General features: G+C 63.3%; 26 protein-coding genes. 16 read left to right on the forward strand and 10 right to left on the reverse strand.

The window, feature by feature from the left end:
- Window positions 1-6 precede the first annotated feature (6 nt).
- The 8 genes from HU763_RS01990 to trpE all read left to right on the forward strand — a co-directional run bounded on the left by HU763_RS01990 (window position 7) and on the right by trpE (window position 8550).
- The gene (locus tag HU763_RS01990; RefSeq protein WP_170034010.1) at window positions 7-639 is read left to right on the forward strand and encodes a response regulator; all 633 of its coding nucleotides are present in this window, start codon (window positions 7-9) and stop codon (window positions 637-639) included.
- 306 nt (window positions 640-945) lie between these two features.
- Entirely contained in the window at window positions 946-2070 is a 1125-nt protein-coding gene (locus HU763_RS01995; protein WP_170027961.1) for an ABC transporter ATP-binding protein, read from the forward strand.
- 40 nt (window positions 2071-2110) lie between these two features.
- The gene (locus HU763_RS02000; RefSeq protein WP_186690128.1) at window positions 2111-3145 is read left to right on the forward strand and encodes an ABC transporter substrate-binding protein; all 1035 of its coding nucleotides are present in this window, start codon (window positions 2111-2113) and stop codon (window positions 3143-3145) included.
- 60 nt (window positions 3146-3205) lie between these two features.
- Window positions 3206-4453, forward strand: a complete 1248-nt coding sequence (locus HU763_RS02005; protein WP_170027963.1) for an ABC transporter permease — start codon at window positions 3206-3208, stop codon at window positions 4451-4453.
- An 11-nt stretch (window positions 4454-4464) separates the two neighbouring features.
- Entirely contained in the window at window positions 4465-5292 is an 828-nt protein-coding gene (locus HU763_RS02010; RefSeq protein WP_170027964.1) for an ABC transporter permease, read from the forward strand.
- A 217-nt stretch (window positions 5293-5509) separates the two neighbouring features.
- The gene (gene rpe / locus HU763_RS02015; protein WP_170027965.1) at window positions 5510-6184 is read left to right on the forward strand and encodes a ribulose-phosphate 3-epimerase; all 675 of its coding nucleotides are present in this window, start codon (window positions 5510-5512) and stop codon (window positions 6182-6184) included.
- Window positions 6181-6999 (forward strand): phosphoglycolate phosphatase, encoded by an 819-nt coding sequence (locus tag HU763_RS02020; RefSeq protein WP_186690125.1) that lies wholly within the window; start codon window positions 6181-6183, stop codon window positions 6997-6999. Before rpe ends, HU763_RS02020 begins: the two co-directional genes overlap by 4 nt.
- 69 nt (window positions 7000-7068) lie before the next feature.
- Window positions 7069-8550, forward strand: coding sequence for an anthranilate synthase component I (gene trpE, locus HU763_RS02025; protein ID WP_170027967.1), 1482 nt, complete (start codon window positions 7069-7071; stop codon window positions 8548-8550).
- Window positions 8551-8687: 137 nt separating this feature from the next.
- Here trpE and estP read toward each other — a convergent pair whose 3' ends face one another.
- A complete protein-coding gene (estP, locus tag HU763_RS02030) occupies window positions 8688-10568 on the reverse strand; it encodes an esterase EstP (RefSeq protein ID WP_186690123.1) in 1881 nt (626 codons plus the stop codon).
- Between the two features lie 368 nt (window positions 10569-10936).
- On the opposite strand from estP, the gene HU763_RS02035 reads away from it, so the two are divergent.
- From HU763_RS02035 to HU763_RS02050, 4 genes are all read left to right on the forward strand, one after another.
- Entirely contained in the window at window positions 10937-11530 is a 594-nt protein-coding gene (locus HU763_RS02035; RefSeq protein WP_003259809.1) for an aminodeoxychorismate/anthranilate synthase component II, read from the forward strand.
- A gap of 9 nt (window positions 11531-11539) precedes the next feature.
- Window positions 11540-12589, forward strand: coding sequence for an anthranilate phosphoribosyltransferase (trpD, locus tag HU763_RS02040; protein ID WP_170027969.1), 1050 nt, complete (start codon window positions 11540-11542; stop codon window positions 12587-12589).
- A complete protein-coding gene (trpC, locus tag HU763_RS02045; protein ID WP_186690122.1) occupies window positions 12586-13419 on the forward strand; it encodes an indole-3-glycerol phosphate synthase TrpC in 834 nt (277 codons plus the stop codon). Before trpD ends, trpC begins: the two co-directional genes overlap by 4 nt.
- 113 nt (window positions 13420-13532) lie before the next feature.
- Window positions 13533-14237, forward strand: coding sequence for a lipoate--protein ligase family protein (locus HU763_RS02050; protein WP_170027971.1), 705 nt, complete (start codon window positions 13533-13535; stop codon window positions 14235-14237).
- On the opposite strand, the gene crp is transcribed toward HU763_RS02050, so the two are convergent.
- On the reverse strand, window positions 14234-14878 hold the full coding sequence (gene crp / locus HU763_RS02055; protein ID WP_170027972.1) for a cAMP-activated global transcriptional regulator CRP: 645 nt from the start codon (window positions 14876-14878) through the stop codon (window positions 14234-14236). The genes HU763_RS02050 and crp overlap by 4 nt on opposite strands.
- A gap of 190 nt (window positions 14879-15068) precedes the next feature.
- Here crp and HU763_RS02060 point away from each other — a divergent pair, with 190 nt between their 5' ends.
- Entirely contained in the window at window positions 15069-15491 is a 423-nt protein-coding gene (locus tag HU763_RS02060; protein ID WP_170027973.1) for an OsmC family protein, read from the forward strand.
- Between the two features lie 133 nt (window positions 15492-15624).
- On the opposite strand, the gene HU763_RS02065 is transcribed toward HU763_RS02060, so the two are convergent.
- From HU763_RS02065 to hemJ, 6 genes are all read right to left on the reverse strand, one after another.
- The gene (locus HU763_RS02065) at window positions 15625-16665 is read right to left on the reverse strand and encodes a DUF2157 domain-containing protein (protein ID WP_186690120.1); all 1041 of its coding nucleotides are present in this window, start codon (window positions 16663-16665) and stop codon (window positions 15625-15627) included.
- Window positions 16666-16675: 10 nt separating this feature from the next.
- Window positions 16676-17323, reverse strand: a complete 648-nt coding sequence (coq7, locus tag HU763_RS02070) for a 2-polyprenyl-3-methyl-6-methoxy-1,4-benzoquinone monooxygenase (RefSeq protein ID WP_186690118.1) — start codon at window positions 17321-17323, stop codon at window positions 16676-16678.
- Window positions 17324-17388: 65 nt separating this feature from the next.
- Window positions 17389-17727, reverse strand: a complete 339-nt coding sequence (locus HU763_RS02075; RefSeq protein WP_011531867.1) for a histidine triad nucleotide-binding protein — start codon at window positions 17725-17727, stop codon at window positions 17389-17391.
- Between the two features lie 63 nt (window positions 17728-17790).
- Entirely contained in the window at window positions 17791-18573 is a 783-nt protein-coding gene (locus tag HU763_RS02080) for an SDR family NAD(P)-dependent oxidoreductase (protein ID WP_170027976.1), read from the reverse strand.
- Between the two features lie 66 nt (window positions 18574-18639).
- The gene (locus tag HU763_RS02085) at window positions 18640-19596 is read right to left on the reverse strand and encodes an NAD(P)H-dependent flavin oxidoreductase (RefSeq protein WP_170027977.1); all 957 of its coding nucleotides are present in this window, start codon (window positions 19594-19596) and stop codon (window positions 18640-18642) included.
- A gap of 28 nt (window positions 19597-19624) precedes the next feature.
- On the reverse strand, window positions 19625-20050 hold the full coding sequence (gene hemJ, locus HU763_RS02090; protein WP_186690116.1) for a protoporphyrinogen oxidase HemJ: 426 nt from the start codon (window positions 20048-20050) through the stop codon (window positions 19625-19627).
- Between the two features lie 141 nt (window positions 20051-20191).
- On the opposite strand from hemJ, the gene argC reads away from it, so the two are divergent.
- Both argC and erpA read left to right on the forward strand, forming a co-directional pair.
- Window positions 20192-21226, forward strand: coding sequence for an N-acetyl-gamma-glutamyl-phosphate reductase (argC, locus tag HU763_RS02095; RefSeq protein ID WP_025337480.1), 1035 nt, complete (start codon window positions 20192-20194; stop codon window positions 21224-21226).
- A gap of 145 nt (window positions 21227-21371) precedes the next feature.
- Window positions 21372-21722 (forward strand): iron-sulfur cluster insertion protein ErpA, encoded by a 351-nt coding sequence (gene erpA, locus HU763_RS02100; protein WP_170027979.1) that lies wholly within the window; start codon window positions 21372-21374, stop codon window positions 21720-21722.
- A gap of 59 nt (window positions 21723-21781) precedes the next feature.
- Here the strand turns inward: erpA and HU763_RS02105 are convergent, their stop codons facing one another.
- Complete coding sequence (locus HU763_RS02105; RefSeq protein ID WP_186690114.1) at window positions 21782-22873, reverse strand: anhydro-N-acetylmuramic acid kinase; 1092 nt, start codon at window positions 22871-22873, stop codon at window positions 21782-21784.
- Between the two features lie 3 nt (window positions 22874-22876).
- The gene (locus HU763_RS02110) at window positions 22877-24301 is read right to left on the reverse strand and encodes a peptidoglycan DD-metalloendopeptidase family protein (protein WP_186690112.1); all 1425 of its coding nucleotides are present in this window, start codon (window positions 24299-24301) and stop codon (window positions 22877-22879) included.
- 213 nt (window positions 24302-24514) lie between these two features.
- Here HU763_RS02110 and tyrS point away from each other — a divergent pair, with 213 nt between their 5' ends.
- Complete coding sequence (gene tyrS, locus HU763_RS02115) at window positions 24515-25714, forward strand: tyrosine--tRNA ligase (RefSeq protein WP_186690110.1); 1200 nt, start codon at window positions 24515-24517, stop codon at window positions 25712-25714.
- The last annotated feature ends 202 nt before the right edge of the window (window positions 25715-25916 follow it).

Below are 25916 nucleotides of genomic sequence, written 5' to 3' on the forward strand. Positions count from 1 at the left end.
AGAGCGATCGTGATTCGAGTGCTGGTGGCCGAAGACCACACCATTGTCCGTGAAGGCATCAAGCAGTTGATTGGCTTGGCCAAGGACATGCAGGTGGCGGGGGAGGCAGCTAACGGCGAGCAACTGCTGGAAACCTTGCGCCATACGCCGTGCGAGGTGGTGTTGCTGGACATCTCGATGCCGGGCGTGAATGGCCTGGAGGCGATCCCGCGCATCCGTGCCCTGCATGACGCGCCGGCGATCCTGATGTTGTCGATGCACGATGAGGCGCAGATGGCGGCGCGCGCGCTGAAGGCCGGGGCGGCGGGCTATGCCACCAAGGACAGCGACCCGGCGTTGTTGCTGACCGCCATTCGCCGGGTTGCTGCAGGCGGGCGCTATATCGACCCGGCGCTGGCCGACCGCATGGTATTCGAAGTGGGCCTGACCGAGTCACGGCCGTTGCACACACTGTTGTCGGAGCGCGAGTTTTCGGTGTTCGAGCGCCTGGCCCAGGGCGCCAACGTCAATGACATCGCCCAGCAGCTGGCGCTGTCGAGCAAGACCATCAGCACGCACAAGGCGCGCTTGATGCAGAAGCTGAAGGTGAACTCGCTGGCAGAGTTGGTGAAGTACGCCATGGAGCACAAGCTGGTCTGATTGCGACACTCATCTGGCTTTGCGCGGGTTTTGTAGGAGCGGCCTTGCGTCGCGATGGGCTGCGAAGCGGCCCCGGCAACATGTGCCTATTGGCTGGCGCCTGGGGGCCGCTTCGCAGCCCATCGCGACGCAAGGCCGCTCCTACAGGAAAATCGTATCTGTCCTGAACGCGTCATCCTTGTAGGGGAATCCCTACAACAAATCTTCCAACCGGATGATGGCATTCTCTCAGCACCCCCGATTTCCGGGCGCATGCGCCTTGTCTAATCTTTTGCCTACGCAGTCATCCAACAAGAAGGTGCAGGCATGAGCGAGGCGAAGTCGAACGCTGCAACCAGCGAAACGCTGGTCAGCTTCCGTGGTGTGCAGAAGAGCTACGACGGCGAGTCGCTGATCGTCAAAGACCTCAACCTGGATATCCGCAAGGGCGAATTCCTTACCCTGCTCGGCCCGTCCGGCTCGGGCAAGACCACCAGCCTGATGATGCTGGCCGGCTTCGAGACCCCAACCGCCGGTGAAATCCAGCTGGCCGGGCGTTCGATCAACAACGTGCCACCGCACAAGCGCGACATCGGCATGGTGTTCCAGAACTACGCGCTGTTCCCGCACATGACCGTGGCCGAGAACCTGGCGTTCCCGCTGACCGTGCGCAACCTGAGCAAGACCGACATCAGCGAGCGGGTCAAGCGCGTGCTGAACATGGTCCAGCTCGACGCCTTCGCCAAGCGCTACCCGGGGCAGCTGTCCGGCGGCCAGCAGCAGCGCGTGGCCCTGGCCCGCGCCCTGGTGTTCGAGCCACAGCTGGTGCTGATGGACGAACCGCTGGGTGCGCTCGATAAACAGCTGCGTGAGCACATGCAGATGGAGATCAAGCACATCCACCAGCGCCTGGGCGTGACCGTGGTCTACGTGACCCACGACCAGGGCGAAGCGCTGACCATGTCTGACCGTGTGGCGGTGTTCCACCAGGGCGAGATCCAGCAGATTGCCGACCCGCGTACCTTGTACGAAGAGCCCTGCAACACCTTCGTCGCCAACTTCATCGGTGAGAACAACCGCATCAACGGCACCTTGCTGGCCAGCGATGGCAAACGCTGCCAGGTGCAGCTGGCGCGTGGCGAGCGGGTCGAGGCGCTGGCGGTGAATGTCGGCCAGGCCGGTGAGCCGGTGACCCTGTCGATCCGCCCGGAGCGTGTGCGCCTGAACGGCCACAGCGAGCGCTGCGTAAACCGCTTCTCGGGGCGGGTGGCCGAATTCATCTACCTGGGCGACCACGTACGGGTGCGCCTGGAAGTTTGCGGCAAGGGCGACTTCTTCGTGAAGCAGCCCATTGCCGAGCTCGACCCGGCCCTGGCCGTGGGCGATGTAGTACCCCTGGGCTGGGAGGTGGAGCACGCCCGCGCGCTCGATCCGATTGCCGAAGCCCATTGATGGATTGCTTCACCAACCCTGTACTGTGGAGAGAATAATAATGCGCAAGCAGTTGAAACTGACCGCCCTGGCCCTGGGGCTGTTCGCCGCTGGCCAGGCCATGGCCGCAGACCTGACCGTGGTGTCCTTCGGCGGTGCCAACAAGGCGGCCCAGGTCAAGGCGTTCTATGAGCCATGGGAGAAGGCCGGCAAGGGCAAGATCGTCGCTGGCGAGTACAACGGCGAAATGGCCAAGGTCAAAGCCATGGTCGACACCAAGAGCGTGTCGTGGAACCTGGTGGAGGTGGAATCGCCAGAGCTGGCCCGTGGCTGTGACGAGGGCATGTTCGAAGAACTCGACCCGGCGCTGTTCGGCAATGAGGCCGACTATGTGCCAGGCGCCATCCAGCCTTGCGGCGTAGGCTTCTTCGTGTGGTCCACGGTGCTGGCCTACAACGCCGACAAGCTCAAGACCGCACCTACCAGCTGGGCGGATTTCTGGGACACCAAGAAATTCCCAGGCAAGCGCGGCCTGCGCAAGGGTGCCAAGTACACCCTGGAATTCGCCCTGATGGCCGACGGTGTGGCACCGAAGGACGTGTACCAGGTGCTGGGCACCAAAGAGGGCGTGGACCGCGCCTTCAAGAAGCTCGACGAACTCAAGCCAAGCATCCAGTGGTGGGAAGCCGGTGCCCAGCCGCCGCAGTACCTGGCCTCGGGTGACGTGGTCATGAGCTCGGCCTACAACGGCCGCATCGCCGCGGTACAGAAAGAGAGCAACCTGAAGGTGGTGTGGAACGGCGGCATCTACGATTTCGACGCCTGGGCCATCCCGAAAGGGGCCAAGGATGCCGACGAGGCGAAGAAATTCATCGCCTTCAGCGTGCAACCCGAGCAGCAGAAGACCTACTCCGAGAACATCGCCTACGGCCCGGCCAACTCGAAAGCCGTGAGCCTGCTGTCGGACGAGGTGAAGAAAGACATGCCGACCACGCCTGAGAACATTGCCAACCAGGTGCAGATCGACGTGGCCTTCTGGGCCGACAACAGCGAGCAACTGGAGCAACGCTTCAACGCCTGGGCGGCGAAGAAGTAACAGCCCGGTGTGTGGGGCCGCATGGCGGCCCCTATTTCAGCCTGTATTGCGGAGTTCGCCATGGCCATTGCAGTGCCCCTCAACGAAGGCGCAGGTCCAAGTCTCAAGCAGCGCCTCAAACACGCCGAGCGGGTCAACCGCTGGAAGGCGCAGGCGTTGATCGCGCCGCTGGCGCTGTTTCTCCTGCTGGTGTTCCTGGTGCCGATCGCGGCATTGCTGTACAAGAGCGTCGGCAACCCGGAAGTGGTTGGCGGGCTGCCGCGTACGGTGGACGTCATCACCCAGTGGGACGGCAAGAGCCTGCCGGGCGAGGACGTCTACAAGGCGCTGAGCCAGGACCTGGCCGAATCGCGCAAGAACCAGACCCTGGGCGACCTGTCCAAGCGCCTGAACATGGAGCTGGCCGGCTATCGCAGCCTGTTGGCCAAGACCGCGCGGGCGCTGCCATTCAAGAGCGAACCCGCTTCCTATAAAGATGCCTTGCAGGCACTCGACGAGCGTTGGGGTGACCCGGCCTACTGGCAGGCGATCCGCCGCAACACCAGCACGGTGACCTCGTTCTACCTGCTGGCTTCGCTCGACCATCGTATCGACGACCTTGGCGAACTGGCCAAGGCCACCCCTGACCAGGCCATCTACCTGGACATCTTCGCCCGCACCCTGTGGATGGGGGTGGTGATTACTGCCATTTGCCTGGTGCTGGCCTACCCGTTGGCCTACCTGCTGGCCAACCTGCCGACCCGGCAGAGCAACCTGCTGATGATCCTGGTGCTGCTGCCGTTCTGGACTTCGATCCTGGTGCGAGTGGCCGCGTGGATCGTGCTGTTGCAGTCCGGTGGCCTGATCAACAGCGCGCTGATGGCCATGGGCATCATCGACCAGCCACTGGAACTGGTGTTCAACCGCACCGGCGTGTACATCTCGATGGTGCACATCCTGCTGCCGTTCATGATCCTGCCGCTGTACAGCGTGATGAAGGGCATTTCGCCCAGCTACATGCGCGCGGCGATCTCGTTGGGCTGCCACCCGTTCGCCAGCTTCTGGCGGGTGTACTTCCCGCAGACCTACGCCGGTGTAGGCGCGGGTTGCCTGCTGGTGTTCATTCTGGCCATCGGCTACTACATCACCCCGGCCTTGCTGGGCAGCCCGAACGACCAGATGGTCAGCTACTTCGTCGCCTTCTACACCAACACCAGCATCAACTGGGGCATGGCCACCGCGCTGGGCGGGCTGTTGCTGCTGGCGACCGTGCTGTTGTACCTGATCTATAGCTGGCTGGTCGGCGCCAGCCGCCTGCGCCTGAGCTGAGGAGCCTTGTCATGCTGAGCCCTTACATGTCGCCCGTGGAGCGGGTGTGGTTCTACAGCCTGCGTATTCTTTGCGGTCTGGTCCTGCTGTTCCTCATTCTGCCGGTGCTGGTGATCGTGCCGCTGTCGTTCAACAGTGGCAGCTTCCTGGTGTACCCGTTGCAGGGCTTCTCGCTGCACTGGTACCAGGACTTCTTCGGCTCGGCCGAATGGATGCGCGCCTTGAAGAACAGCATTATCGTCGCCCCGGCGGCCACGGTGCTGGCCATGGTGTTCGGTACCCTGGCGGCGATCGGCCTCACCCGTGGCGATTTCCCGGGCAAGTCGCTGGTGATGGCGCTGGTGATTTCGCCGATGGTGGTGCCGGTGGTGATCATCGGTGTGGCCAGCTACCTGTTCTTCGCCCCGCTTGGCATGGGCAACAGCTTCACTTCGCTGATCCTGGTGCACGCGGTGCTGGGGGTACCGTTCGTCATCATTACCGTGTCGGCGACCCTGCAAGGCTTCAATTACAACCTCGTGCGCGCGGCGGCCAGCCTGGGCGCCTCGCCGCTGCTGACCTTCCGCCGGGTGACCCTGCCGCTGATCGCGCCCGGGGTCATCTCGGGGGCGTTGTTCGCCTTTGCCACGTCGTTCGACGAGGTAGTGGTAACACTGTTCCTCGCCGGCCCGGAACAGGCGACCCTGCCACGGCAGATGTTCAGTGGCATCCGCGAAAACCTGAGCCCGACGATTGCGGCGGCGGCCACCTTGTTGATCGCCTTCTCGGTGATACTGCTGCTGACCCTGGAGTGGTTGCGTGGGCGTAGCGAGAAGCTGAGAACCCAGCAACCGGCCTGATTGTCAGTTGTCTGAACTGGCCTCTTCGCGGGCACGCCCGCTCCCACAGGATTTCCACTGCCCTTGGGCCTTGTGGGGTACCTGTGGGAGCGGGCGTGCCCGCGAAGAGGCCAGTTCAGGTTGAAACAGCTGGTCGAAACCCGTTGATACCAATCAGCCCTCATCCGCTTGCCTGGGTTACAATGCGCGCCACCGTGATTCTGCCAACAGGTGCGCCATGCAGCCCTACGCTATTGCCCCCTCCATTCTCTCCGCCGATTTCGCCCGTCTGGGCGAGGACGTCGACAAGGTATTGGCGGCGGGTGCCGACATCGTCCATTTCGATGTCATGGACAACCACTACGTCCCCAACCTGACCATTGGTCCGATGGTCTGCAGCGCCCTGCGCAAGTATGGCGTCACCGCCCCGATCGACGTGCACCTGATGGTCAGCCCGGTCGACCGCATCATCGGCGACTTCATCGAAGCCGGCGCCACCTACATCACCTTCCATCCAGAAGCCTCGCAGCACATCGACCGCTCCTTGCAACTGATCAAGGACGGTGGCTGCAAGGCCGGCCTGGTGTTCAACCCGGCCACCAGCCTGGATGCCCTGAAGTACGTGATGGACAAGATCGACATGGTGCTGCTGATGAGCGTCAACCCGGGCTTTGGCGGGCAGAAGTTCATCCCCGGCACCCTCGACAAGCTGCGTGAGGCGCGTGCGCTGATCGATGCCAGTGGCCGTGATATCCGCCTGGAAATCGACGGTGGCGTCAACGTCAACAACATCCGCGAGATCGCTGCCGCTGGCGCCGACACTTTCGTGGCCGGTTCGGCGATCTTCAACGCCCCGGACTACCAGGAAGTCATCGCCAGGATGCGCGCCGAACTGGCTCAGGCGCGCCCATGAGCGGCTTCGAGCAGCTGTTCCCGGGGACGCTGCCCAGGCTGGTGATGTTCGATCTGGACGGTACCCTGATCGACTCCGTGCCAGATCTGGCTGCCGCCGTGGACCGCATGCTGCTCGAACTGGGGCGCCCGCCCGCTGGCCTTGCGGCGGTGCGCCACTGGGTGGGTAACGGCGCCCAGGTGCTGGTGCGCCGGGCGCTGGCCGGCGACATCGAACATGCCGCCGTGGACGACGCGTTGGCCGAAAAGGCGCTGGCGCTGTTCATGGACGCCTATGCCGAAAGCCACGAACTGACCGTGGTCTACCCCGGCGTGCAGGACACCCTGCGCTGGCTGCACAAGCGGGGCGTGGAGATGGCGCTGATCACCAACAAGCCCGAGCGCTTCGTCGGCCCGCTGCTGGACCAGATGAAGATCGGCAAGTACTTCCGCTGGATCATCGGCGGCGACACCCTGCCACAAAAAAAACCGGACCCGGCGGCGCTGCTGTTCGTCATGCAGATGGCCGGCGTCACCCCGCAGCAGTCGCTGTTCGTCGGTGACTCGCGCAGTGATGTGCTGGCCGCCAAGGCAGCTGGTGTGCAGTGCGTGGGCCTGAGCTACGGCTATAACCATGGCCGGCCGATCCACGACGAATGCCCCAGCCTGGTGATCGATGACCTACGTGCACTGCTGCCTGGTTGCGCAGACCTGGCCACTGGGATAACGTTGGCGGACCTTCAAGCCTCACAAGACAGAGAGTCCACCGTGGCGGTTACTGGCAAGTTCTGGATGAAAGTCATCAAGGCCCTGGCCCGTTGGCGTTGGCGCGCCTGACTTCTGCCTGCCGGCGCGTGCCGGCCCATCCGTTTGCCTGACCCATTGCTGCTTGCCACGAGGCTACCCATGACCCGCGAAGAATTCCTGCGCCTGGCCGCTGCCGGCTATAACCGCATTCCCCTGGCCTGCGAAACCCTGGCCGACTTCGACACACCGCTGTCGATCTACCTGAAACTGGCCGACCAGCCCAACTCGTACCTGCTCGAATCGGTGCAGGGCGGCGAGAAGTGGGGTCGCTACTCGATGATCGGCCTGCCGTCGCGCACGGTGATGCGTGTACACGGTTACCACGTCAGCATCCTGCAAGATGGCGTGGAGGTAGAAAGCCACGACGTCGAAGACCCGCTGGCCTTCGTCGAAACCTTCAAGGACCGTTACAAGGTCGCCGACATCCCTGGCCTGCCGCGCTTCAACGGCGGCCTGGTCGGTTACTTCGGCTATGACTGCGTGCGCTACGTGGAAAAACGCCTGGGAGCCAGCCCCAACCCAGACCCGTTGGGTGTGCCGGATATCCTGTTGATGGTGTCGGACGCGGTGGTGGTGTTCGACAACCTGGCGGGCAAGATGCACGCCATCGTGCTGGTCGACCCGGCTGAAGAGCAGGCATTCGAACGCGGCCAGGCGCGGCTGCAAGGGCTGCTGGAAACCCTGCGCCAGCCGATCACGCCACGCCGTGGCCTGGACCTGAGCGGCCCGCAGGCCGCCGAGCCGGCATTCCGCTCCAGCTATACCCGCGAGGACTACGAGAACGCCGTTGGCCGTATCAAGGAATACATCCTGGCCGGCGACTGCATGCAGGTGGTGCCATCGCAGCGCATGTCGATCGACTTCAACGCCGCGCCCATCGACCTCTATCGCGCGCTGCGCTGCTTCAACCCCACGCCGTACATGTACTTCTTCAACTTTGGCGACTTCCACGTAGTCGGCAGTTCGCCCGAAGTGCTGGTGCGGGTCGAGGACAACCTGGTCACCGTTCGCCCGATTGCCGGTACCCGCCCGCGTGGTGCCACCGAAGAGGCCGACCGCGCGTTGGAAGACGATCTGCTGTCGGATGACAAGGAGATCGCCGAGCACCTGATGCTGATCGACCTGGGCCGCAACGATGTCGGCCGTGTGTCTTCCACCGGTAGCGTGCGCCTGACCGAGAAGATGGTGATCGAGCGCTATTCCAATGTGATGCACATCGTGTCCAACGTCACCGGCCAGCTGCGTGAAGGGCTGACGGCGATGGATGCGCTGCGGGCTATCCTGCCGGCCGGTACGCTTTCCGGGGCGCCGAAGATTCGCGCGATGGAGATCATCGACGAACTGGAGCCGGTCAAGCGCGGGGTCTACGGCGGGGCGGTCGGTTACTTTGCCTGGAATGGCAACATGGATACCGCGATTGCCATCCGTACCGCTGTGATCAAGGACGGCGAGCTGCATGTGCAGGCTGGTGGCGGCATCGTTGCCGACTCGGTGCCAGCGCTGGAGTGGGAAGAAACCATCAACAAGCGCCGGGCGATGTTCCGTGCGGTGGCGTTGGCAGAGCAGACCTCGGCCAAGTAGCTCTGGCCCCAGGGGCTGCCGTGCAGCCCTTTCGCGACACAAGGCCGCCCCTACCGGCGATCACGTTTCCTTCGGGTCACGCGTCCCCTGTAGGAGCGGCCTTGTGTCGCGATGGGCCGCAAGGCGGCCCCGGCAATCTAGAAGTCGATACTAACCCCCAGGCTAACCCCCTGTTGCGTCAGCTCATCACTCTTGCGCCAGTTGTAGTTCCCACGCAGGTGCACCCCCGCTACCACCTCATGGCTCACCCCAAGGCTGGCCCGGGTCAGGTCGCTGTGTGGCGTATACCCGGTCAGGGTGAAGTCATTCGCCGGCAGACTGGTCAGGTGCATCGTCACATCCTGCTGGTCATCTTCAAACTCATGCTCCTGTGCCAACTCGGCGAACAGCCGGGTGCCTGATGAAACCTGCACGCTGCCCAGCAACCCCACGCCCAGCCGACGTGACGTGCGCTCCTGATCATCGAAGCCCAGCGCCGTCGAGCGCCCGCTCTTCTCGTCATAGCCATCCACCTTTACCCGCGCATAGTCGGCGCTGATGAACGGCGCCAGCTGCCAGCTGCTGCTCTCGGCTGCGAGGTTGTAGCCCAGTCGCCCCGACATCGCCCAGGCCTCGCCGTCGGTATCACCCTTTTCGCTGCGGTCGTTCACGCCAAGGGCGAAGGTACGCTTCAGATCGCTGTAGTCCAGGTGCCCGGCAGTCAGCGCAGCATCGGCCCACCAGCGGTCCTGGCGGTATTGGGCGAAGGCGCTGGCCAGGTAGCTGTCCAGCTTGTAGTCCGAGTCCTGTTCGCCGGCTTCCAGCTTCTGCCGATACACGCCGCCGGCCAGGCCCAGGCGCCAGGCGTCGTTCAACCGATAGCTGCCGCCCAGCGTCAGGTTGTAGCCGCGGCCATCTCCGCTGGCCGCGCTGCTTTGCTCATCGAAGTCCAGGTCCTGGGCACCGGTGGAGACGAAGGCCTGCCATTGGCCAACCGCCTGCCAGGGCGTCTGCCACTGGTTGCGCAGTTCGTCCTGGTGGGCGCGCAGGCTAGCGTGGGCCATTTCCGGTAGCAGGGTCAGCTCCCAGGGGGCTGCGAGGATCGAATAGGCGTAGTCGGCAATCAGTTGCTGACCGGCGATGGTCGGGTGCACCGAGTCGTTGAACAGCAGCTTGGTAGGGTCTGGCGCGCTGCCATTGATGCCATACACCGGGTTCTCCACGCAGCCTTCGCCGCTGTAGCAGGTGCCGACCAGGTTCTGGCCACTGGCCAGGCCATACTGGCTGGGATCAGCCAGCGCTTCGCTCAGCAGCACGGGAATGTTGAGCGGAATGATTTCGGCATCGATCTGCCCCAGCTGGCCGAGCAACGCCTGGTTGAACGCGCCAGACAGCAGCGACAGCTGGTTTTGCTCGGGCGTGCCACTGAAGTTGGGGGTTTGACCGAGGTCGGGTAGCAGCCAGACCATGATGTAGCGGGCGCCACCTTGTTGCAGGGCCTGGGCGCTGGCGGCCAGGCGGGCACCGGCGGCCACCGCGTCGGTGGGGCTGCTGATCAACCCTTGCAGGAAATCATTGCCGCCGCCGGTCAGGTAGTACAGCGCGTTGGGGTCGGCGCGCAGGCCATTGGCCAGGTAGCCCGGTCTGTCACGCAGGACCAGCCCGGCACCGGGGCGCCCGGGCGGGATGACGACCTCGGACGTGGTGGTGATCGAATCCAGGATCTGTTGGGTGGTGTAGCCGCCTACCGCCCAATTGTTGCCGTCAGGCAGCCCGAGGGCCGGGTTGACCGGCGAAGTGGAGGGGCCAAGCTCTGCCGGGTTAACGCCCAGGCGCCCACCCAGGATCATGGGGGAAACGGGCGCATAGTTGCCGTTGGCATCGCGGTTGGTGAAGCGTATGCCACCGAACTGCCCGGAATCACTCAGGCTGTCGCCAAACACGATCATGGACGAGTAGGGCGAAGGTGCAGCGAAAGCCTGGCTGCAGGCTAATGCCAGTGAGGCGACGGTAAAACGTACGAACGCAGCTTTTCGCATCAGAGAACATCCTTTTCTTTGTTTTTATCTGGACAACCCGATCGACCTTAGCAAATCGCAGGGCATCCCTCCCAAGTCCATTCGTTTCCCCGTGTTTACGGGCATATTGCGCCCGTCGCCCCGGTAGGCTACTGTGCCGTGACGTATGAGCGAGACCTATCCTGTGTTGATCGTCAGCAAACTCTTGATGCGCGTAATCAAGGCCCACGCCCGTTGGCGTTGGCGCGCCTGACTTTATCTCCTGCCGGCCCGCCCGGCCCGTCCCCGTTTGCCTTCCTGTCTACCGCCCCTTGTGGCAAAGCTGCGCCTGTTGGCTGGCGCAGGAAGGTTCGAATTCTGAAGTCAGTAGATTCAAGAGGTTTAACCCGATGTTACTGATGATCGACAATTACGACTCATTCACTTACAACGTCGTTCAATACCTTGGCGAGCTGGGTGCCGAGGTCAAGGTCATTCGCAACGACGAAATGACCATCGCCCAGATCGAAGCCCTGAACCCCGAACGCATCGTCGTTTCCCCAGGGCCATGCACGCCGAGCGAGGCGGGTGTGTCCATCGAGGCCATCCTGCACTTTGCCGGCAAGCTGCCGATTCTCGGGGTATGCCTGGGCCACCAGTCGATCGGCCAGGCCTTTGGCGGTGACGTGGTGCGTGCCCGCCAGGTGATGCATGGCAAGACCAGCCCGGTCCACCACCGTGACCTTGGCGTGTTCGCCGGCCTCAACAACCCCCTGACCGTGACCCGCTACCATTCCCTGGTGGTCAAGCGCGAGACATTGCCCGAGTGCCTGGAAGTGACGGCCTGGACCGCCCACGCTGATGGTTCGGTCGACGAAATCATGGGCCTGCGCCACAAGACCTTGAATATCGAAGGGGTGCAGTTCCACCCTGAATCGATCCTTACCGAACAGGGCCACGAGCTGTTCGCCAACTTCCTCAAGCAGACCGGCGGCCGCCGCTAAGGATTGACCATGGATATCAAGAGCGCGTTAAGCCGTATCGTCGGCCACCTGGACCTTTCCACCGAAGAAATGCGCGACGTCATGCGCCAGATCATGACTGGCCAGTGCAGCGAAGCGCAGATCGGTGCCTTCCTGATGGGCATGCGCATGAAAAGCGAAAGCATCGACGAAATCGTCGGTGCGGTATCGGTGATGCGTGAACTGGCTGACAAGGTCGAGCTGCAAAGCCTCGATGGCGTGGTCGATATCGTCGGCACCGGCGGCGATGGTGCCAACATCTTCAACGTCTCCACCGCCTCGTCGTTCGTTCTGGCAGCGGCAGGTTGCACCGTGGCCAAGCATGGTAACCGCGCGGTTTCGGGCAAGAGCGGCAGTGCCGACCTGCTGGAGGCGGCAGGCATCTATCTGAACCTCACACCCACCCAGGTGGCTCGCTGCATCGACAGCCTGGGCATCGGCTTCATGTTCGCTCAAAGCCATCACAGTGCCATGAAGCATGCCGCTGGCCCGCGCCGCGACCTGGGGTTGCGTACCCTGTTCAACATGCTCGGCCCGCTTACGAATCCGGCCGGAGTGAAGCATCAGGTGGTTGGGGTGTTCACCCAGGCCCTGTGCCGCCCGTTGGCCGAGGTACTGCAACGTCTGGGCAGCAAGCACGTGCTGGTGGTGCACTCGAAGGACGGCCTGGATGAGTTCAGCCTGGCTGCGCCCACCTTCGTCGCCGAACTGAAAAACGGCGAGATCACTGAATACTGGGTCGAGCCGGAAGACCTTGGCATGAAGAGCCAGAGCCTGCACGGCCTGGCGGTCGAGAACCCGCAGGCGTCGCTGGAGCTGATCCGCGACGCGCTGGGGCGGCGCAAGACCGAGAACGGCCAGAAGGCCGCCGAAATGATCGTGCTCAATGCCGGCGCAGCGCTGTATGCCGCTGACCATGCCATGAGCCTGAAGGCCGGTGTGGAACTGGCCCACGACGTACTGCACACCGGGCTGGCCTGGGAGAAGCTGCAGGAACTGGGTGCCTTTACTGCAGTATTCAAGGTGGAGAACGAAGCATGAGTGTGCCGACGGTGCTGGAAAGGATCATTGCCCGCAAGTTCCAGGAAGTGGCCGAGCGCAGTGCGCGCGTCAGTCTTGCTGAACTGGAAGCGTTGGCCAAGGTTGCCGACGCCCCGCGTGGCTTTGCCAAGGCGTTGATCGAACAGGCCGGGCGCAAGCAGCCGGCTGTGATTGCCGAAATCAAGAAGGCCTCGCCGAGCAAGGGTGTGATCCGTGAGCATTTCGTGCCGGCGGAAATCGCCGTCAGCTACGAAAAAGGCGGGGCGACCTGCCTGTCGGTGCTGACCGATGTGGATTATTTCCAGGGTGCCGATGCCTATCTGCAGCAGGCCCGCGCGGCAGTTTCGCTGCCGGTGATCCGCAAGGATTTCATGGTCGACCCGTACCAGATCGTCGAAGCCCGGGCTTTGGGCGCAGACTGCGTGCTGCTGATCGTGGCGGCTCTGGATGACGTGAAGATGGCCGAGCTGGCGGCCACGGCCAAGGATGTAGGCCTTGACGTACTGGTGGAAGTGCACGATGGCGATGAGCTGGAGCGCGCGTTGAACATCCTGGATACACCGCTGGTGGGGGTCAACAACCGCAACCTGCACACCTTCGAGGTCAGCCTGGAAACCACCCTTGACCTGCTGCCGCGCATTCCGCGTGATCGCCTGGCTGTTACCGAGAGCGGTATCCTGAACCGCGCCGATGTGGAGCTGATGGAAATCAACGAGGTCTATTCGTTCCTGGTCGGTGAGGCGTTCATGCGTGCCGAACAGCCTGGGCTCGAGCTGCAGCGGTTGTTCTTCCCGGAACAGGTGAAGAAGACTGTTCAGCAACTGGACTGATCGAAACCAAGCCGGCGTCAATGCCGGCTTTTTTGTATGCCTGCAATGGGCTCTTCGCGGGCGTGTCGAGCCGCCGCGAAGAGCCCTGAAAAAACAACATCAAAGGTGGATCAATGACCGATCAACCCCTGGCCCTGACTGTCGAACAAGGCCTGCACGCCGAACAGGAGCTGTTGGCCGCCGTGTGCCGCGGCGAGCGCGACAGTGGCGTACTGTTCTGGCGCCCTACCGACCACGCCCTGGTCATGCCGCGGCGCATGAGCCGCCTGGATAATTTCGAAGCCGCCTGTGCGGAGCTGGCGATTGCCGGCTGGCCGGTGCTGCTGCGCGAAACCGGCGGCGAGCCCGTGCCGCAGTCGCATGCGACGGTAAACGTTGCACTGGTCTATGTCGCCCCCCGCAGCGAAGGTGACCATGGCCGTATCGAAAACGCATACGAGCGCCTGTGCCTGCCGCTGTGCGACGTGCTGCGCGAGTGGGGCGGCGTGGCCTCGGTGGGTGAGATCGACGGGGCCTTCTGCGACGGCCGCTACAACGTCAACCTCAATGGCCGCAAACTGGTGGGCACCGCACAACGCTGGCGCCAGGGGCTGGGCGGCAAGCGCCCGGTAGTGCTGGTGCATGGTGCGCTGCTGCTGGACAACGAGCGCGAGTCGATGGTGGCAGCGGTGAACCGCTTCAACGAGTGCTGCGAACTGGACCAGCGCTGCCGTGCCGACGCACACATCGCCTTGCATGAAGTGGCGCCCGAGGCGCCCTGGTTCGAGCGCCTGTCGCAGGCCTATGCCAAGGTGCTGGCGGACCTGCCCAGCGATTAGCGCGTGCCGTAGACCACCATGGTCTTGCCTTTGACCTGCACCAGGCTGCGTTCTTCGAGGTCCTTGAGGACGCGGCCGACCATTTCCCGCGAGCAGCCGACGATGCGGCCGATCTCTTGGCGGGTGATCTTTATCTGCATGCCGTCGGGGTGGGTCATGGCGTCAGGTTGCTTGCACAGGTCGAGCAGGCAACGGGCAACCCGCCCGGTGACGTCGAAGAACGCCAGGTCGCCGACCTTGCGGGTGGTGTTGCGCAGGCGCTGGGCCATCTGGCTGCCCAGCGCGTAGAGAATCTCCGGGTCCTGGCGTGCCAGTTCGCGAAATTTCTCGTAACTTATCTCGGCCACTTCGCATTCGCTTTTCGCGCGCACCCAGGCACTGCGGTGCTGCTCGCTATTGGCGGGCTCGAACAGGCCCAGTTCGCCAAAGAAATCGCCGCTATTCAGGTAGGCGATGATCATTTCATGGCCTTCGTCGTCCTCGATGAGGATGGTCACCGAGCCTTTGATGATGAATGATAGTGTTTCGGCCCGGTCGCCGGCGCAGATGATATTGCTCTTGGCGGGATAGCGGCGGCGCTGGCAGTGCACCAGCAGTCTGTCGATGTTCTTTATCTTGGCGGGTAAGGCAGAGGCAACCATCACGAAATCCTGTTCGATGCGACGCATTGGCTTTTTCAAAGGGCAGCTGGCGACAGGCGCCAGTCAATTGGCGCCAGCTTATCAGACACTCCAGGATGTTTCGGTAATAAACCGACAGGACACGTACTTTTCCCACAGCCATACAAGGTCTAAGCTGACACCCTTTTCCCAAAATCAGGAGTCCGGGTAGATGAAGGCACGTATCCAGTGGGCCGGTGAGGCAATGTTCCTCGGCGAATCGGGGAGCGGCCACGTCGTCGTGATGGACGGCCCGCCCGAGGCCGGCGGCCGCAACCTGGGTGTGCGACCGATGGAGATGCTGTTGCTGGGCCTGGGTGGCTGCAGCAGCTTCGACGTGGTGAGCATTCTGAAAAAGTCGCGGCAGGCGGTGGAAAGCTGCGAGGCGTTCCTCGAGGCCGAGCGTGCAGGCGAAGACCCGAAGGTGTTCACCAAGATTCATATGAACTTCGTGGTGAAAGGGCGCGGGCTGAAAGAGGCGCAGGTCAAGCGTGCGGTGGAGCTGTCGGCAGAGAAGTACTGCTCGGCTTCGATCATGCTGGAGCGTGCCGGGGTCGAAATCAGCCACGGCTATGAAATCGTAGAGCTGGGTTGAAGCCACGGTTCCTGGGCTGCTGCGCAGCCCATCGCCGGCAAGCCAGCTTCCCCAAATGCGGCAGGCTCAGGCCCGCGCGGCACCTGCGGGAGCTGGCTTGCCGACGATGGGGCGCCAAGCGGCGCCAACACTATCAGCTGCGAAGCGCAGGCAATGCAGCCAGCACCCATTCAGGCAGCCAACCCCGCATCACCTTGCTCAGTTGCTCCCGCCGCTTCTGGTAAGCCAGGCCCAGTCCGATCACCCCGAGCCCGATCAAGGTGACCACCACCGGGAACAGGAGTGACTCGGCAAACACCTCATACGACAGGTAGCCGAGGTAAGCCGCTACCCCTAATGCGCCAAATACCATGAACACCGGCCGGCGCAGCAGTACCGCCATGCCCATGAGCGCGATATTGATCAGGCAGTACATGGCCTTGCCCAGCTCGCTGCCGCTGTCCATCAGCGTCATCCCGCCCCAGAACGCCGCCAGCCCGGCCAGATAGCCCCAATGCGCGTAGTCCTCGCGTGTGCGACCGTCGACCACGATGAATACAGCCAGCAAGCCCAGCCCGAACCACAACGACACTTCGCGGCGTTGCTCCCAGCTGAACGGCGAGCCGAAGAACCATTCGCTCAGGTCCATCGACATGAACCACAAGGCCACGGCAACCGGCATGACGATGAACGGGTAGGGGATCAGCCTCAGCATCAGCAGCCCGGCGACTACCGTGGCCGCTTCCATTGCCAGCCAGCCGCCCTGCACATAGGTGTAGTACTGGTGATAGTCAGCCTGCACATCGTCCAGTGGCCACCAGCCGGCCAGGCGTTCGACGGCGAATACCGCCAGCGGCACGATGCTGACCGCGACCGCCGCCAGCACTCCGGCAGCGACCGGCTGGGCGCGATGTTGCAGGTTAACGGCGAACAACGTGAGCAACAGGATATAAAGGCTGGCGATGGCCAGCAGTGCCCAGTCGCCAATGCTCATCCAGGCTTCGGTGAGCAGCCAGCCCATGGCCGCCATGATCAGCATGGCGCCGAAGTAGAAGGCCACGTGAGCCAGCTGGAAACTGCCGCGTGGTGCCGACTGCTGGCGCAGGAAGGCCACAAGGGCCTGGTCCTGGCCAGGCTGAAGAATGCCGGCGTGCACGGCGCGCGCCAGGTCCTTGGCGTCGAAACGATCCGTCATGGTAATGCCTTCAGATACGGTAGGTGCTCTTGGTCATGACCTTGGCCAACAGGCTCATGCCAAAGCGGACCGGGGCGGGGAAGCGATAACCGCCGGCGGCCAGTGCAGAATCGGCGTGCTGTTCTTCATCGATACGCATCTGTTCGAGGATGGCCCGGGACTTTTCGTCTTCCTGCGGGATCTGTTCCAGGTGTTCGTCGAGGTGCTTGCACACCTGGTGCTCGGTGGCAGCGACGAAGCCCAGGCTGACCTTGTCGCTGACCAGCCCGGCGAGTGCGCCGATACCGAACGACATGCCGTAGAACAGCGGGTTGAGCACGCTGGGGTGGCTGTTCAGCTGGCGGATACGCTGTTCGCACCAGGCCAGGTGGTCCACTTCTTCCTCGGCGGCGTGCTCCATGGCCTTGCGTACTTCGGGCAGCTTGGCGGTCAGGGCCTGGCCCTGATACAGCGCTTGGGCACAGACTTCACCGGTGTGGTTGATGCGCATCAGCCCGGCAACGTGGCGGGCCTGCTGCTCGTCCAGGTCGATGTCCGGCTGCACGATAGCCGGCGAGGGGCGGGCGGGTTGGCCGCTGAAGGGCAGCAAGGTGCGCATGGCGGTATCGGCCTGCAGCAACAAGCGGTCGAGCGGCGAGTAGTGACGTTCGGTAGCCATCGGGCACCTCCGCAAGAATGTGCCCGACAGTTTACCGCAATAGTGGCAGGGTGGCTTGCCGTGGATCAGCCCGGTGGCCAGTGCATCTGGCGCTGGCCAAGCACGTGCATGTGGATGTGGTACACGGTCTGGCCGCCTTTCGGGTTGCAGTTCATGACCACGCGGAAGCCTTCCTCGCAGCCTTGCTCGACGGCCAGGCGCTGGGCGGTGAACAGGATGTGGCCGGCCAGTGCCTTGTCCTCTTCGGTCAGGTCGTTGAGCGTACGGATGTGCTTTTTCGGGATGACCAGAAAATGTACGGGGGCCGCGGGTGCAATATCCTTGAAGGCCAGGATCTGGTCATCTTCGTAGATGATATCCGCCGGGATTTCCCGGTTGATGATTTTGAGGAATAAATCGTCCACAGCACTTGCTCCATGGTGAGGGTCGGGCCGAGTGTACTCAGCCAGGCGCCGCTCGCCCAGTGGCTATTCCATGCCGAGCGGGCAGTAGCGGCGATGGATGACGCCGGCCAGCTTGCGCACCAGCCAGCGGGGCAGCAGGCGCGGGGCGAACGCCAGCCAGCGGTTGCGTCGGCCGGGCATGATCAGCGCGCGGTTCTTGTCGAGCGCGCGCACGGTGTACAGCGCCACTTCCTCCGGGCTGAGGCAGCGTGGCTTGCCATCGAGCCGTGGGATGCGCCGACGCGCAGAGCGCACCGGGCCCGGGCACAGCACCGACACCTTGATACCGGTACGCTTGAGTTCTTCGCGCAGGGCCTGCGAGAAGCTCAATACATAGGCCTTGCTGGCGGCATAGGCGGCCATCCACGGTCCCGGCGCCACGCCGGCCAGGCCGGCGACGTTGAGGATCTGCCCGCCACCCTGTACCGCCATCAGGTTGCCGATGGCGTGGCACAGGCGGCTCAGCGCCAACACGTTGACTTCCAGCAGGTCCTGCTCGTCGGCCCATTCATGAGCCAGGAATGGGCCGTAGGTACGCAGGCCGGCACAATTGACCAGCAGGTCGATACGCCGCTCACCTTCTTCCAGTTCCAGCACAAAGCCCGACAGGCGCAGAGGCTGGCTGAGGTCGCAGGCGCGGAACAGCACTTCCACGCCAAAGCGCTGGGTAAGCTCGATGGCCACTGGCTCCAGCGTTTCACGCTGGCGTGCCACCAGGATCAGGTTGCGCCCGCGCCGCGCCAGCGCTTCCGCCAGGGCCAGGCCCAGGCCGCTGGAAGCACCAGTGATCATGGCGTAACGGGTCATGCAAGGCTCCTGGGGGCTGAAGAGGCGCCTAGTGTACAGCTTGGCCGGGGCAGGTGTTGCCTTTTGCTACGAGCCGCGATGCCCCAGGGCCTGGCAGCGCTGCACGGCATCCCGGTATTCGTGGTAGAGCCGTTCGATCAGCGCACCGGCATCCGGCAGGTCGTCGATACCGCCGACACCCTGGCCCGCCGACCACACGGTCTTCCAGGCCTTGGCTTCGTCGTGTATCGGCTTGAGCTTGCCTTGCTCGTGGCCGCGCTTGAGGGCGTCCAGGTCGTAGCCGGCCTGCTCCAGGCTCGCGCGCAGAAAGCTGGCAGGCACGCCGGACACTGCCGGAGTGTGGATGATGTCGGCGGCATGGGCATCGAGCAGCATCTGCTTGTAGGCATCCTGGGCCTGGCTTTCGGCCGTGGCGATGAAACGGGTGCCCATGTAGGCCAGGTCAGCGCCGAGCATCTGTGCCGCCAGGATCTCGTGGCCATGGTTGAGGCAGCCGGCCAACAGCAAGGTCTTGTCGAAGAACTGGCGAATTTCCGCGACCAGGGCGAACGGGCTCCAGGTGCCGGCATGGCCGCCTGCGCCTGCGGCCACCGCGATCAGCCCATCGACTCCGGCCTCGGCGGCCTTTTCGGCATGGCGGCGGGTGGTGACATCGTGGAATACCAGGCCGCCGTAGCCGTGCACGGCATCGACCACTTCCTTCACCGCGCCCAGGCTGGTGATGACGATCGGCACGCGGTGTTCCACGCACAACGCCAGGTCGGCCTGCAGGCGCGGGTTGGTCGAATGAACGATCAGGTTCACGGCATACGGGGCTGGCGCCGGCAGTTGCCCCAGGCCGTTCTCGATCTCCTCCAGCCAGGCCTTGAAACCGCCGCTGTCGCGCTGGTTCAGGGCCGGGAAGCTGCCGACTATGCCAGCGGCGCAGCACGCCAGCACCAGCCTGGGGTTGGAAATCAGGAACATCGGTGCGGCAACCACTGGCAGGCGCAGGCGTTGTTCGAGCGAGGCGGGTAGCGCCATGGCGAGGCTCCTTGAGCGGCGGGCGGTGTCAGAACGGCTTGACCACCACCAGGATCACGATGCCCAGCAGGAACAGCACGGGCACTTCGTTGAACCAACGATAGTAGACGTGGCTGCGGGTATTGCTGCCGCTGGCGAAGCGTTTGCGCTGGGCGCCGCACATGTGATGGTAGACGGTCAGCAGGATGACCAGGGTCAGCTTGGCATGCAGCCAGCCCTGGCTGAGCCAGCCCGGGGTGAGGTACAGCATCCATCCGCCGAACACGTAGGTGGCGATCATCGCCGGGTTCATGATGCCGCGGAAAAGCTTGCGTTCCATGGTCACGAAGCGTTCCTGGCTGATGCTGTCCTGGCTCTGGGCGTGGTAGACGAACAGCCGCGGCAGGTAGAACAGGCCGGCGAACCAGCAGACCACGCTGACGATGTGCAGCGCTTTGATCCATAGGTAAAGCATGGGGGAGTTCCTTCAGGTATTCACGGTCGTCAGATAGTAGTGGTCAAGCGCCCGAAGGGTCATCCGAAGAGTTGTTACAGGCGCCTTGCGCCCCTATTATCGTGCGCTTTCCAGACGGCTCGTTGATAAGGGGCAAGCGTTATGATCAAGGTCGGTATCGTCGGCGGCACGGGTTACACCGGCGTCGAACTGTTGCGTCTGCTGGCACAGCATCCACAGGCCGAAGTGGCGGTCATCACTTCGCGCTCCGAGGCGGGCGTGGCGGTGGCGGACATGTACCCGAACCTGCGCGGCCATTATGACGGGCTGGCATTCAGCGTGCCCGACAGCAAGACCCTGGCGGCCTGTGACGTGGTGTTCTTCGCCACACCGCACGGCGTCGCCCATGCACTGGCCGGTGAACTGCTGGCGGCCGGTACCAAGGTGATCGACCTGTCGGCCGACTTCCGTTTGCAGGACGCCGCCGAGTGGGGCAAGTGGTACGGCCAGCCGCACGGCGCACCGGAGCTGCTCAAGGACGCGGTTTACGGCCTGCCTGAAGTCAACCGTGAGAAGATCCGCCAGGCACGCCTGATCGCCGTGCCGGGCTGCTACCCGACCGCTACCCAGCTGGGCTTCCTGCCGCTGCTGGAGGCAGGCCTGGCCGACCCGTCGCGCCTGATTGCCGACTGCAAGTCCGGGGTCAGTGGTGCTGGCCGTGGTGCGGCGGTGGGCTCGCTGTTCTGCGAAGCCGGCGAGAGCATGAAGGCCTATGCAGTCAAGGGCCATCGCCACCTCCCGGAAATCAGCCAGGGCCTGCGCCTGGCGGCTGGCAAAGACATCGGCCTGACCTTCGTGCCGCACCTGACGCCGATGATCCGTGGCATCCACGCCACCCTGTACGCAACCGTTGCCGACACTTCGGTCGACCTGCAGGCGCTGTTCGAGAAGCGCTATGCCGACGAGCCGTTCGTCGACGTGATGCCGGCCGGCAGCCACCCGGAAACCCGCAGCGTGCGCGGCGCCAACGTCTGCCGCATTGCCGTTCATCGCCCACAGGGCGGCGACCTGGTGGTGGTGCTTTCGGTGATCGACAACCTGGTCAAGGGCGCATCCGGCCAGGCGGTGCAGAACCTCAACATCCTGTTCGGCCTGGACGAACGCATGGGCCTGTCCCACGCTGGCCTGTTGCCGTAAGCCGCCATAGGTGGAAAGGCCCGCGTCGTGCGGGCCTTTTTGTTTGTCGCGACTAAAGCCGCACAATTCTTGACCGATTTTCTCGGGAAAGCGGATAATGCGCGTCATCGAGTTTTATGGCGGCTACCGCGCCGGGAGAATCAACATGAGCGTCGAAACCTTCACCCCCACGGCTTTGGAATTCACCCACGGCGCTGCGCAGAAGGTGAAGAACCTGGTGTCCGAAGAAGGCAACGATCGTCTGAAGCTGCGCGTGTTCGTCACCGGTGGCGGTTGCTCGGGCTTCCAGTATGGCTTCACCTTCGATGAAGACGTGGCCGAAGATGACACCATCGTCGAGCGCGAAGGGGTGTCCCTGGTGGTCGACCCGATGAGCTTCCAGTACCTGGCCGGCGCCGAAGTGGACTACCAGGAAGGCCTGGAAGGCTCGCGCTTCGTGATCAAGAACCCGAATGCCACCACCACCTGCGGTTGCGGCTCGTCGTTCTCGATCTGAGCCCTGCTCATACGAAAACGCCGCGCAATTGCGCGGCGTTTTACATTGTGGCGTAGTGTTCAGGCCGGGTAGATCGCACCCAGTACACGCAGGCCCTTGGCCGCTGTCACGCTGGGGCGATTGGCCGCGATACCTTCCAGGCAGCAATGGGCCAGCCAGGCGAACGCCATGGCCTCGACCCAGTCCGGGTCAACGCCATGGATGCCGGTACTGGCGACCCGGGCTGCGGGTAGCAGTTGGCCGAGGCGCGCCATCAGGGCGCCATTGCGCGCGCCGCCACCGCACACCAGCAGCGCTTCGGTGCCTTGCTGGGCATTGCTCAGCGAGTCGATGATGCTGCGTGCGGTCAGCTCCAGCAGCGTCGCCTGCACATCCTCGTCGCGATAAGCAGGGAGGCGAGCGAGGTGGCCATCCAGCCAGGCCAGGTTGAACACTTCGCGGCCTGTACTCTTCGGGCCGCTGCCTGCGAAGAACGGGTCGGCCAGCAGGGTGTCGAGCAAGTCCGCCTGTACCCTGCCGGTAGCCGCCCAGGCACCATCCGCATCATAGGCCTGGCCGCGCTTGCGCTCGATCCAGGCATCCAGCAATACGTTACCGGGGCCACAATCGAAGCCATGGACCGGCTTGTCGTGTTCGATCAGGCTGAGGTTGCTGAAACCGCCGACGTTGAGCACGGCCAGGCGCTGCCCGAGATGGCTGAACAAGGTCTCGTGGAAGGCCGGGACCAGCGGTGCACCTTGGCCACCGGCTGCCACATCGCGGCGGCGGAAATCAGCGACCACACTGATGCCGGTAAGCTCGGCCAGCAGCGCCGGGTTGCCGATTTGTACGGTAAAGCCGCGCGCGGGCTCGTGACGGATGGTCTGGCCATGGCTGCCAATGGCGCGGATGGCGTCGGCCTGCAGCCCCTGGTCGGCCAGCAGCTGGCGGATGCCTTCGCTGGCAAGCGTGGCCCAGCGGTTTTCTGCCAGCGCGGCGCGCGCGATCTCGTCCGCGCCGCTGCTGCACAAGGCAAGCAGCTCCTGGCGCAGGTCGCCGGGCATGGGCAGGTAGTGGGTGGCGAGCAGCTCAGGCTGCTCGCCTTGTGCGATCAGGGCAATGTCCAGGCCATCGAGGCTGGTGCCGGACATCACCCCCAGGTAGAGCGCCATGGCTCAGCGCTTGTTCGCGGCGAGCAGGGTGGCCTTTTCCTGATCCATGCGGGCAATCAGGGGCTGGCTCTGCTGCAGGAAGCGCTGGCGCTCGTTGCGGGCGATCGGGTCGGCCATTGGCACTTTCTGACTCAGCGGGTCGACGTGCACACCGTTGACCTGGAACTCGTAGTGCAGGTGCGGGCCGGTGGACAGGCCGGTGGTACCGATATAGCCGATGATCTGGCCTTGCTTGACCATGCTGCCGGTCTTGATGCCCTTGGCGAAGCCCTGCATGTGGCCATACAGCGTCTTGTAGCGGTTGCCGTGCTGGATGATCACGGTGTTGCCGTAACCGCCACGGCGCCCGGCCAGTTCGATGCGGCCATCACCAGCTGCCTTGATCGGGGTGCCGCGAGGGGCGGCATAGTCGACACCCTTGTGCGCGCGGATCTTGTTCAGGATCGGGTGCTTGCGGCCTGCGGAGAAGCGCGAGCTGATGCGGGCGAAATCCACCGGGGTGCGGATGAACGCCTTGCGCAGGCTGTTGCCGTCGGCGGTGTAGTAGCTGGTGTTGCCCTGCTTGTTGGTGTAGCGCACGGCGGTGTAGGTCTTGCCGCGGTTGGTGAACCGCGCAGAGAGGATATTGCCGGTGCCGACGACTTTGCCGTCCATCACCTTCTGCTCGTAGACCACGTCGAATTCGTCGCCCGGGCGAATGTCCTGGGCGAAATCGATGTCATAGCCGAGCACCCGAGCCATGTCCATGGTCATGCTGTGGGACAGGCCGGCGCGCTGTGCCGAGGCCGACAGCGAGCTTTTGATCACGCCATGGGCATAGGCGGTCCGCACGACCGGCTTGCTGATCTCGCGATTGAAGGTATAGCCCTTGTCGGTCTTGGTCAGGCGAATGGTTTCAAGGTTGCTGACCTTGCTGTGCAGGCTGGCCAGCTGGCCGTCCTTGTCGAGTTCGAACTGCAGCACCTGGCCGTGCTTGAGCTGGCTGAACTGCTTGGCCTGCTTGTTGCTGGCCAACAGGTCGTGCACTGCATTGCTCGGCAGGCCGACCTTGGCGAACAGGGTGGACAGCGTGTCGCCACGGGCCACTGTGACTTCACGGTGGCCGGGCTCCTTGGCGGTTTCGGCGACCGGTTCTGCGGCAGGGGCGTCTTCCTGCTTGGCGTTCTGGGTTTCGGGGGCGGCGTCCTCGATCTGGGCGAATGGCGAGCCTTGCTCACCTTCTGCCTGCACCAGGGGCGCAGCGCGGGATTCGTCCTTCAACTGCTCGGCAGGGCTCTCCAGCTCGAGGTTGAGGGTGGTTTTCTTGGCTTCCACTTCGCTGGAGGGAAACACCAGCAGGGCCAGGCTGAGCAGGGCGGCGATGCCGCTGGCGGCCAACAGATGGCTTTTCGGATAAAGCGGGGGCGCTTTAGGCGGTTCGTTGGTCATGGGCACGGTGACTTTGAAAAAGGTGAAATGGAAAAGATGAATGACATGATGAAGATGAAATAACTGTATAAAATATAACCAAAACCATTTTCACGCAAGGGCGCGTAGACGCCGCAAGCCTGTGCCCGGGTCACATTCCTTTGCGAAACTTGTAATTGACGGCCGATCTTGTATGGTTGGCTCCCCCTGAATCTGAGCCTTGCGGGTTTGTCTATGAAGTCGGTTGAAGAGCAGCTGGCGCTTATCAAGCGCGGTGCGGAAGAAGTACTGGTCGAGTCGGAACTGGTGGAGAAGCTCAAGCGCGGCCAGCCTCTGCGCATCAAGGCCGGCTTCGACCCGACCGCGCCGGACCTGCACCTTGGGCACACGGTGCTGATCAACAAGCTGCGTCAGTTCCAGGACCTCGGGCACCAGGTCATCTTCCTGATCGGTGACTTCACCGGCATGATCGGCGACCCGAGCGGCAAGAGTGCCACCCGCCCGCCGCTGACTCGCGAGCAGGTGCTGGAGAACGCCGAGACCTACAAGCAGCAGGTGTTCAAGATCCTCGACCCGGCCAAGACCGAGGTCGCGTTCAATTCCACCTGGATGGACAAGCTGACCCCGGCTGACTTCATTCGCCTGGCTTCGCAGTACACCGTGGCGCGCATGCTCGAGCGTGACGACTTCCACAAGCGCTACACCACCAGCCAGCCGATCGCCATTCACGAGTTCCTGTACCCGCTGGTGCAGGGCTACGACTCGGTGGCGCTGAAGGCCGATGTCGAACTGGGTGGTACCGACCAGAAATTCAACCTGCTGATGGGGCGCGAGTTGCAGCGTGCCTATGGCCAGGAAGTGCAGAACATCGTGACCATGCCGTTGCTCGAAGGGCTCGACGGTGTGAAGAAGATGTCCAAGTCGCTGGGCAACTACGTAGGTATCCAGGAAGCACCGGGGGTGATGTACAGCAAGCTGGTATCGATCCCGGATACCTTGATGTGGCGTTACTTCGAGCTGCTGAGCTTCCGCTCGATGGAGGAGATCGAGCAGTTCCGTGCCGACGTCGCCAATGGTGCCAACCCGCGCGATATCAAGATCAAGCTGGCGGAAGAAATCGTGGCGCGCTTCCATGGCGAAGAGGCTGCGGCCAATGCCCACCGTGCAGCAGGTAACCGCATGAAGGATGGCGAGTTGCCAGAAGATCTGCCGGAGGTCGAAGTGGCTGCGGCGGAAAGCCTGCCGATTGCTGCCGTGCTGAACCGGGCTGGCCTGGTCAAGAACTCGGCGCAGGCTCGGGACCTGCTGAGTGGGGGGGCGGTGAAGGTTGATGGTGCGGTGGTTGATCGCGATTTCGTGTTTGCGCTGGGTGCTACGCATGTGTGCCAGGCGGGCAAGAAGTCGTTTGCGCGGGTTACCCTCAAGGCTGAGTGATAGCCGGCGGGTGTAGCTATATAGAAGCGGGGAGGCCGGTAGGCCTCCCCGCTTTGTTTTTCAGTGATATGAAGGTTTCTTGAAATTAAAGGTTGACGCGGTTTCGAATGCCCTTATAATGCGCCCCACTTCCAGCGACATCGGAACGAAAAACTCCTTATTGATCAATGAGTTAAGGAGTGATGAAGAAGCTGAAAGGGCT

It is taken from the genome of Pseudomonas anuradhapurensis (genome assembly GCF_014269225.2).
GTDB lineage: Bacteria > Pseudomonadota > Gammaproteobacteria > Pseudomonadales > Pseudomonadaceae > Aquipseudomonas > Aquipseudomonas anuradhapurensis.

Coding starts and splice junctions, on each gene's coding strand:
- HU763_RS01995 (WP_170027961.1), top strand. CDS start 946: ATGAGCGAGGCGAAGTCGAACGCTGCAACCAGCGAAACGCTGGTCAGC.
- HU763_RS02000 (WP_186690128.1), top strand. CDS start 2,111: ATGCGCAAGCAGTTGAAACTGACCGCCCTGGCCCTGGGGCTGTTCGCC.
- HU763_RS02005 (WP_170027963.1), top strand. CDS start 3,206: ATGGCCATTGCAGTGCCCCTCAACGAAGGCGCAGGTCCAAGTCTCAAG.
- HU763_RS02010 (WP_170027964.1), top strand. CDS start 4,465: ATGCTGAGCCCTTACATGTCGCCCGTGGAGCGGGTGTGGTTCTACAGC.
- rpe (WP_170027965.1), top strand. CDS start 5,510: ATGCAGCCCTACGCTATTGCCCCCTCCATTCTCTCCGCCGATTTCGCC.
- HU763_RS02020 (WP_186690125.1), top strand. CDS start 6,181: ATGAGCGGCTTCGAGCAGCTGTTCCCGGGGACGCTGCCCAGGCTGGTG.
- trpE (WP_170027967.1), top strand. CDS start 7,069: ATGACCCGCGAAGAATTCCTGCGCCTGGCCGCTGCCGGCTATAACCGC.
- estP (WP_186690123.1), bottom strand. CDS start 10,568: ATGCGAAAAGCTGCGTTCGTACGTTTTACCGTCGCCTCACTGGCATTA.
- HU763_RS02035 (WP_003259809.1), top strand. CDS start 10,937: ATGTTACTGATGATCGACAATTACGACTCATTCACTTACAACGTCGTT.
- trpD (WP_170027969.1), top strand. CDS start 11,540: ATGGATATCAAGAGCGCGTTAAGCCGTATCGTCGGCCACCTGGACCTT.
- trpC (WP_186690122.1), top strand. CDS start 12,586: ATGAGTGTGCCGACGGTGCTGGAAAGGATCATTGCCCGCAAGTTCCAG.
- HU763_RS02050 (WP_170027971.1), top strand. CDS start 13,533: ATGACCGATCAACCCCTGGCCCTGACTGTCGAACAAGGCCTGCACGCC.
- crp (WP_170027972.1), bottom strand. CDS start 14,878: ATGGTTGCCTCTGCCTTACCCGCCAAGATAAAGAACATCGACAGACTG.
- HU763_RS02060 (WP_170027973.1), top strand. CDS start 15,069: ATGAAGGCACGTATCCAGTGGGCCGGTGAGGCAATGTTCCTCGGCGAA.
- HU763_RS02065 (WP_186690120.1), bottom strand. CDS start 16,665: ATGACGGATCGTTTCGACGCCAAGGACCTGGCGCGCGCCGTGCACGCC.
- coq7 (WP_186690118.1), bottom strand. CDS start 17,323: ATGGCTACCGAACGTCACTACTCGCCGCTCGACCGCTTGTTGCTGCAG.
- HU763_RS02080 (WP_170027976.1), bottom strand. CDS start 18,573: ATGACCCGTTACGCCATGATCACTGGTGCTTCCAGCGGCCTGGGCCTG.
- HU763_RS02085 (WP_170027977.1), bottom strand. CDS start 19,596: ATGGCGCTACCCGCCTCGCTCGAACAACGCCTGCGCCTGCCAGTGGTT.
- hemJ (WP_186690116.1), bottom strand. CDS start 20,050: ATGCTTTACCTATGGATCAAAGCGCTGCACATCGTCAGCGTGGTCTGC.
- argC (WP_025337480.1), top strand. CDS start 20,192: ATGATCAAGGTCGGTATCGTCGGCGGCACGGGTTACACCGGCGTCGAA.
- erpA (WP_170027979.1), top strand. CDS start 21,372: ATGAGCGTCGAAACCTTCACCCCCACGGCTTTGGAATTCACCCACGGC.
- HU763_RS02105 (WP_186690114.1), bottom strand. CDS start 22,873: ATGGCGCTCTACCTGGGGGTGATGTCCGGCACCAGCCTCGATGGCCTG.
- HU763_RS02110 (WP_186690112.1), bottom strand. CDS start 24,301: ATGACCAACGAACCGCCTAAAGCGCCCCCGCTTTATCCGAAAAGCCAT.
- tyrS (WP_186690110.1), top strand. CDS start 24,515: ATGAAGTCGGTTGAAGAGCAGCTGGCGCTTATCAAGCGCGGTGCGGAA.